Origin of the sequence: Arthrobacter sp. 2RAF6, from assembly GCF_052115205.1 — a bacterium.
Lineage (GTDB): Bacteria > Actinomycetota > Actinomycetes > Actinomycetales > Micrococcaceae > Arthrobacter.
Genome location: NZ_JBFRGF010000091.1, coordinates 1 through 1,506 on the forward strand (window position 1 = coordinate 1; position 1,506 = coordinate 1,506).

The window sequence follows — 1,506 nt, forward strand, 5'->3', positions numbered from 1 at the left end:
GCGGGCCAGGAGCAGGGCCCGACGTCGGACAACACCGCCTGCGCGACCCTCACGCCCCATCTGGTGGCTTCCAAGGGCGTGGATCCGGGGGCCGGGACCATGGTCGGGCCCGGGCAGGTTCTGAGTTACTCGCTGGCGTTCGACAACACCGGCGGCACCGCCCCGGCCACCGTTGGTTACACGGACTGGCTCGGGGACGTTCTGGATGCCTCGGGTTTCGTGGCCGGCTCCATCACGACGACCTCCACGAGCGGGACTGCCTTGCTGGTGGCGGACAACTCGGGGGCAGCAACGAAAACCCTGGCCGTCACGGGCACCGTGGCTGCCGGCGCGAAGAGCGTCGTCACGTATCGGGTGAAGGTCAATGGCGCCGGGAACCTCGGTGATGCGTCGCTCGGGAATTACCTGACACCCTCGACCACCATCACCCCGCCGACGACGTGCCCGGCCGGCAGCACCATCTGCACCGTCAACCCGGTGGGGGCGTGGACGCTGGGCAAGACGGCCTCCCCGGCCTCGGGAACGTACATCAACCCGGGCGACCCGGCGGCGGGCAGGATGGTCACCTACACGGTGACCGCCACGAACTCCACCATCAACCCGATCACCGGTGTCATCCTCAGCGATGACCTGAGCCAGGTCCTGAACAACGCCACGTTCACCGCCGGTTCGGCGAAGCTGACCATCAATGGCGGTACACCCCTGGCAGTCCCGGACCCGGGCGCCGGAAGCAAGCTGGCCACCGCCTCGTTCACTCTCCCCGGCAACGGCACGGCCGTGGTGAGCTACTCGGTGACGGTCAACACGACTGCGTGGCTCGTGGCCCTGACGAACGGGGCAACCGGGACCGGGGCCGTCCCGCCGGCACGATGCGTCACCGGGGCCACGGGGCCGCTTGAGCCTGCGTGTTTGACCACGAACCCCACCACGGGCCACCTGTTCGTGCAAAAGGCAGGACCCGGGACGGTCCGGGGTTCCACCGTCCCGCTGACCGGGGCGGGCTTTGAGGTCCGCAACGATGCTGCCGGGCAGATGGGCCCCACGGTGGTCGGAGTGAACAGTGCCGTGTCCGGGTCACCCGGGCTCATCGAGGTCAGGAACCTGCTTCCCGGGACGTACTGGCTGCTCGAAACCAAAGCCCCGGACGGCTATTCGCTCCTGGCCACCCCCGTGAAGTTCACTGTTGCGGGCAACGGCAGCATCGCCCTGGACGCGGCCACCGCAGGAACCTCGGTGACAGCAGACAACCAGACCATCACCGTCCTGGACATGGCGGCCGTGAAGCTCCCGGCCGCCGGCGGGCCAGGGGCCGCCGGCCTCGTCGGCGGAACCGTTCTCGGGATCCTCGCCCTCATCACTTCCCTCGCCCTCATCTTCAGGCGAGCGGACAAGACCCCGCAAAACCAGACTCCGTAGCGCAGCTCCGCGCACATCAATGGGGGAAACAATGAAAGGAACACGATGAAATCATCGAAGGTGAGGCGCGGCATAATAGCCTCTTTGGCC

Annotated in this window: 1 protein-coding gene; it reads left to right on the plus strand. The window is 67.7% G+C overall.

Going from position 1 to position 1,506, the window contains the following annotated elements; translation table 11 throughout:
- A partial coding sequence (locus tag AB4Z38_RS25575; RefSeq protein WP_441432317.1) for a prealbumin-like fold domain-containing protein occupies positions 1-1,416 on the plus strand: 1,416 nt, incomplete at its 5' end.
- Between the last annotated feature and the right edge of the window lie 90 nt (positions 1,417-1,506).